The sequence below is a fragment of the Rhodococcus opacus B4 genome (assembly GCF_000010805.1).
Classification (GTDB): Bacteria; Actinomycetota; Actinomycetes; order Mycobacteriales; family Mycobacteriaceae; genus Rhodococcus_F; species Rhodococcus_F opacus_C.
Genome location: NC_012522.1, coordinates 218,248 through 223,843 on the forward strand (window position 1 = coordinate 218,248; position 5,596 = coordinate 223,843).

Here is a 5,596-nt window from a genome sequence, read left to right on the forward strand (position 1 = left end):
GGGCTACTGCACCCCCCACGCCTGCACGAGGGAGGTCCGCAGCTGAGCTTTCATCGCACGGATCTTCTGGATGTCGCCGGCCTTCGGCGCGAGTCCGTCGAGCACCAGTTCCATGAAGCGTCGGCGGTTGACGCCGAATCGCTCCAGCAGTTCCGCCGCGCTCGCGCCGCCGAACGGGGCCCACTGGATCGCGAAACTGATCATCCAGCGCGCATCCGAGCTCACGGAGTGCATCTGCGCGAGCAACTCGCACCGCCGCAGCGCCAGGCGCAGCCATTCGGTGCCGAACGCTTCTTCCGGTTCGCCCTCGGTCTCCGTCGCCACGGCGGTCATCGCTGATCCCCGGCGCGGACGGCGAACACCGGCAGCTGTTCCGCCGTCGACGCGGGACGGAACTCGACCCGAACCGGGCAGTCCGACGGTGCCGGGACGTCCCCGTCGATCCAGGTGTACACCCACGGACCCTCGTCGAGTTCGACGATCGCGATCGTGCAGGGGACGCGGCCGCGGTCGAGGCCGCTCAGCCCACGATCGACCACCTTCGAGGACACGATCGACCCGACCCCGCAGGACGGGACCCGCTCGAGGTTCGAACCCTGGCAGGCGGAGCAGGTGGCCATCAACGGCGCGAGCAGGGTCGTGCAGTTGAGGCAGCGCTGGATCATCAGTTCGCACTTCTGGGCGATTCCCTGCCAGCGGGTCATTCCGTCCGTGGTCACGCCGCCACCCCCGCGAGATCCTGCCCCACCGCGTCGTGTGCCACTTGCTTTCCCCCGGTCCACCCGAGACACCGGTCGACGGTGCGCACCCGACGGAGAAGCGGGGGCAGTGGAAGTTGGGGGTCGGGCTTTCGGTGCATTCGGGGATCAGTGGACATCGGGGGCCTCGGTCTGGAGCCGGAGTGGGGGGACGTGTACGAGCATCCCGTCCGCAGCGCGGAAGTACAGCGGCTGAACGACCCGGAGACATACCTATTTCGCCCCGCGCGGGTGCCCGGTCAGGGGTGCGGGTCCTGTGCGTGTTCGACGATCCACGCCGCGATCTGGGTGCGTGAGGTGAAACCCAGTTTCGCGAGAATGTGCTCGACGTGCCCCTGCGCGGTGCGCTGCGAGATGACCAACCGTGCCGCGATCGCCTTGTTGGTCAGCCCGTCGGCGACCAGTTCGGCCACCTGCGATTCGCGTTTGGTCAGGTGCGGCGTCCCGTTCGACGACGCCGCGGCGTCGGGTCGCCGCTCGTCCAGCGCGAGGGCCACCGCGTCGTCGAAGGACGTGTGCATGCCGTGGTCGAACGCCGCGTCGAACGCGCGGTCCCCAATCACGGCGCGTGCCTGCTGCTCGCATTCCGCGTGGTGGACGAGCAGGTTCGGATAGACGGTGCTCGGGTTGCCGACGGCCTGTGCGACGGCCTCCGCGGCCCCCATCAGTTCGGCGGCGTTCCGGGCCCGGCCGGAGCCGACGGCCACCCACGCGAGCACCTCGAGCGCCCCGCACGCGCTGATCCGGTCGTCCACCAGGTGCGACAGCCGCAGCCCCTGCTTGACGTAGTCGTCGGCGAGGGCGAGATGCCCGCGCTGCCAGGCCGCCATTCCGGCCGCCCACAGCGACCAGCCGCGATACACGGATTCGCCGTGGGCCTCGGTGAGCGCGAAGATCTCGGATCCGCACATCTTCGCCACCGCCCCGTCGCCCTGCATGCCGCTGACCAGTGCGACTCCGAGCAGTCCCCACGTCAGTTGCAGCAGGCTGCCCCGGTCGCGGAACACGGGCAGGGCCTCCTCGAAGCACGCCCGCGCACGCGGCAGGTCGCCGGCGAACATCGCGCAGCACCCGGCGGCATGGACCACCAGGGCGCCGAGCAGCGGGTCACCGTTCCGCTGGGCGAGGACGGCCCCCTCGTCGACCAGTGCCTTCGCGGCCTCCCGGTCGCCGTGCATGCCCGCGAGCACACTGTCGACGTACAGCGCCTCGATCCGTTCCCGGCTCGCGCCGCCCGGGTGCCGCCCCAGCAGCTGCCCGAGCCAGCGGCGCCCCTCGCGGAGCAGTCCGCGGGCCCGCCAGTACGGATACAGTGCGGCAGCGGTCCGCAGTCCCGGTTCGGCCTCCCCCGGCTCGGTCAGGCAGAAATGCAGCGCGGCCCGCACGTTCAGCTTCTCCGCGTCGAGCCGTCCGATCCACATCGCCTGCCGGGGTCCGATCCACTCGGCCTCGCACCGCACCACCAGCTGCTCGTACCAGTCGCGGTGCCGCCGGCGCAGCGCCACGAGCTCGCCGGTCTCCTGCAGTTTCTCCCGGCCGTAGTCGCGCACCGTCTCGAGCAGGTGATACCGCACCGCAGGCCCGACCTCTTCCCGGATCAGGATCGACTTGTCGATCAACGACGCCACCACGTCGAGGACGTTCTCGACGGGCAGGTCGCCGGCGCAGATGCCCTCCACCGCGTCCAGTTCGAATCCACCCGCGAACACCGACAGTCGCGCCCACAGTTCGCGTTCCTCGTCGGTGCACAGTTCGTGACTCCAGTCGACGCACAGGCGCAGGGTCTGCTGGCGGCTCGGCGCGCCCCGCGACCCCACCGTCAGCAACCGGTAGCGGTCGGTCAGGCGCTGCAGAATCTGCTCCGCCGACATCACCCGCAGCCGCACCGCCGCCAGCTCGATCGCCAGCGGCAACCCGTCCAGCTGGCGGCAGATCCGGGCCACCGCCACGTGGTTCTCGTCGGTGAGTTCGAACTCCGGCACCGCGGTGGCCGCCCGTTCGACGAACAACGTCACCGCCTCGTACTGAGGCAGGCCCTGCAGGGAGGTTCGTTCAGGTTCCGGCACCGTCAGCGGCGGCACCCGGAGCACGGCCTCCCCGCCGATGGCGAGAGGTTCACGGGTCGTCGCGAGGATCCGCAACTCCGGACAGCTCCGCAGCAGCGTCTCCGACAAAGCTGCGGCCGCGGCGACCACGTGCTCGCAGTTGTCGAGCACCAGCAGCAGTTGCCGGTCGGCGAGGTACTCGGTCAGCAGTACTTCCGGGTTCCCGGTGCGCTGTTCCCGCAGTCGCAGCGCCGAGGACACGGCGTCGACGAGCGTGGTGTCGTCGTCCAGTTCCCCCAACTCGACCAGCCATACACCGTCTTCGAAGGCGCGACTCGCGTCGGCGGCCACCCGCAGCGCCAGCCGGGTCTTCCCGACACCCCCGATCCCGGCGAGAGTCACCAGACGGGACATGGACAGCAGGCGCCGCGCCTCGGTCACCTCACGGCGACGGCCGACGAAACTCGTCAGTTCGTGGGGCAGATTTCCCACTGTGCCCTTCACTGCCGCCGGCATCACACCGTCACTCTCGACTCGCAGCCCCCTGCGCACACGGTACTCCCGGTGCGCGGGAGCAACGACGCTTTCGGTTGCGCGTCCTGTTTTCGGCTGCGCGTCCGTGGGTTTCGGAGGACCCGCGGACCGATCACCGCGTCCAGCGGGTGGGCGCCCAGCGACCGGTGTAGGACCGGATGCGGCCTGCCCGGCGGGGCGGGCGCAGCGCACCGGCCTCGGTCAGGCTGTGCGGGATCATCGCGATCCGCGCGCCGTCGACGACGTACGCGGCACCGGTGACGAACATCCCGGCTGGCGCGCACAGATACGACGCCACCGCCGCGACTTCCCGGTCGCCGGGGCCGGGCGCCGCGAAGTCCGGTTCGACCGCGGGCACCACCACCGAATTGACGGTGATCGAATATCGCGCCAGCTCGGCGGCCAGCAGACCGGTCAGCCCGCCGAGACCGGACGAGGAGGTGGTGACGTTGACGACCCGCCCGCCCCCGCCGCCGGCGATCATGTACCGCACGGCGCGCTGGATGCACTCGACGGCGGTGCTGCCGGGGCAGCTGACGAGAACGCCGATTCCACCCAGGTCCCGGGCGAACTCGTCGACGGCGTCGGCGGAGCCCGGCAGGTCGGCCAGGTCCATGTGCTGGACGGCCGCGCGCACCGATCTGGATTCGACGTCCGCGGCCGTGGCCTCGGCGCTGTCCCGGTCCGCGACGTAGGCGAGGCCCACGTCGAAACCGTCGTCCGCGAGCGCCAGGGCGACGGCTCGGCCCATCGGCGAATCAGATCCCGTCACGACTGCGGTGCGTGTGCTGGGGTGCATGGGTTCGGGATACCCCCGGGTAGATCTGCTCAAACGCTCAACATTTTTCGGACTGCGCACGGCCAGAACACAATCCGGCGACGAGCCTGGGGTGGCCCGCCGCCGATCGGCTCCTGCCGGGTCAGCAGTTGGACGGTGCCGGGTCGCCGCGGAAGCGGGCGTCCAGGTAGTCCAGGGCGGTCGGCAGGCCCAGAACGGCCGTGGTCAGGTGGTCGGGACTCGGGAAGAGGTCCGACTGCACCTTGGCGCCCGCGGCGCAGTACCGGGCGACCGTGGCCTCGATCGAATCGACCGGGATGAGCACATCGGTGGGGCTGTGCCATTCGAAGATCGGGGCGGTCGGCACACCCGGGTACAACTCGACGCTGTTCTCGTTCAGCACCTCCCAGGCCTGCGGACTGCTCATCAGGTCCGTGGTCTTGGCGACCTCCGTGGCGCTGCGGCCGGCACCGGCCGCGAGAATGCCGTTGGTGCACGCGTTGACCATCTCGTCGCGCATCGCCAGTCCGCGGTCGTTGAGTTGCTCGCTGATCGGAAGCTTGTCCGGGTACTCCCGCTCGAGTCCGAGCGCCGCCGCCATCGCGAGACCGAACGCCGGATGCGGTTGCATGCCGAGACCGTTGGCCATCTTGCCGATGTTCATGGGCACACCGCCCTCGGCGACGCCGACGATGTTCAGTTCCGGAGCGTAGGTCGGTGCGAGTGCCGCGGCCCACGCCGAGGCCATGCCGCCGCCCGAGTACCCCGCCAGCGCGACCGGGCTCTCCGCCACCGCCAGTTCCGGCACCCGCTGCACCGCGCGGATGCCGTCGAGGGTGATGGTTCCGCCGAGCCGGGCTGCGCCGTAGGCGCTGTTCGGGCCGAGGTGGTCCGGCAGCGCGACGGTCCAGCCGCGCTGCAGTGCCAGGTTCAGCGCCGGTGCCTCCTTGATCTGGAGGTCCGGGTCGTTCGAGTACAGCGTCCGAGACGGCGCGCACCGCGGCCCGAGCGCGTTGATGATGTGCTGATACGACAGCAGCGGCCCGTTCACCGGCCGGTCACGGGGTACCAGCACAGTGGTCACCGACGAGATCGGGTGATCCTCGGAGTTGGTGGTGCGGTACTTCACCTGCCAGACATCGGTGTCGGGGAAGGCCAGCAGCGGCGGCATCGGGCGGACCGCGAGCGGCTCACCCACCGCGGCCTCCGCCAGACCCTGCGGCTGCCCATAGAAGGGATCGGGGTCCGAGGCGGGATAGATCGGCAGGGCGGTGGCGACTCCGGCGTTCGCGACGGCGCTGCAGGCGACGAAAGCGGCACACAGAGCGCTCGCCGTGAGGCTCGTGATACGTGAGCGCTTCATGTCGCCTCCTGTTGTGGGTAGAGATCGATTGTTACCGAGTTCGCAGGAGATATCGGTAATCGGGCCCGCCCGTTACTGCACTGCAATCGAGGGCGGGCCCGCCCACTCGGAAAATGGG

At 70.1% G+C, this 5,596-nt stretch carries 5 protein-coding genes; all 5 read right to left on the bottom strand.

Translation table 11 applies throughout. The features are described from left to right. Positions 1-3 precede the first annotated feature (3 nt). The 5 genes from ROP_RS01160 to ROP_RS01180 all read right to left on the bottom strand — a co-directional run bounded on the left by ROP_RS01160 (position 4) and on the right by ROP_RS01180 (position 5,478). Entirely contained in the window at positions 4-333 is a 330-nt protein-coding gene (locus tag ROP_RS01160; protein WP_012687508.1) for a hypothetical protein, read from the bottom strand. Beyond that, entirely contained in the window at positions 330-719 is a 390-nt protein-coding gene (locus ROP_RS01165) for a Zn-ribbon domain-containing OB-fold protein (protein WP_012687509.1), read from the bottom strand. Before ROP_RS01165 ends, ROP_RS01160 begins: the two co-directional genes overlap by 4 nt. A gap of 278 nt (positions 720-997) precedes the next feature. Continuing rightward, positions 998-3,355 (bottom strand): ATP-binding protein, encoded by a 2,358-nt coding sequence (locus tag ROP_RS01170; RefSeq protein ID WP_012687510.1) that lies wholly within the window; start codon positions 3,353-3,355, stop codon positions 998-1,000. A gap of 94 nt (positions 3,356-3,449) precedes the next feature. Further along, a complete protein-coding gene (locus ROP_RS01175) occupies positions 3,450-4,136 on the bottom strand; it encodes an SDR family NAD(P)-dependent oxidoreductase (protein ID WP_012687511.1) in 687 nt (228 codons plus the stop codon). A 121-nt stretch (positions 4,137-4,257) separates the two neighbouring features. Further along, the gene (locus ROP_RS01180) at positions 4,258-5,478 is read right to left on the bottom strand and encodes a lipase family protein (RefSeq protein WP_012687512.1); all 1,221 of its coding nucleotides are present in this window, start codon (positions 5,476-5,478) and stop codon (positions 4,258-4,260) included. Positions 5,479-5,596: the final 118 nt, after the last annotated feature.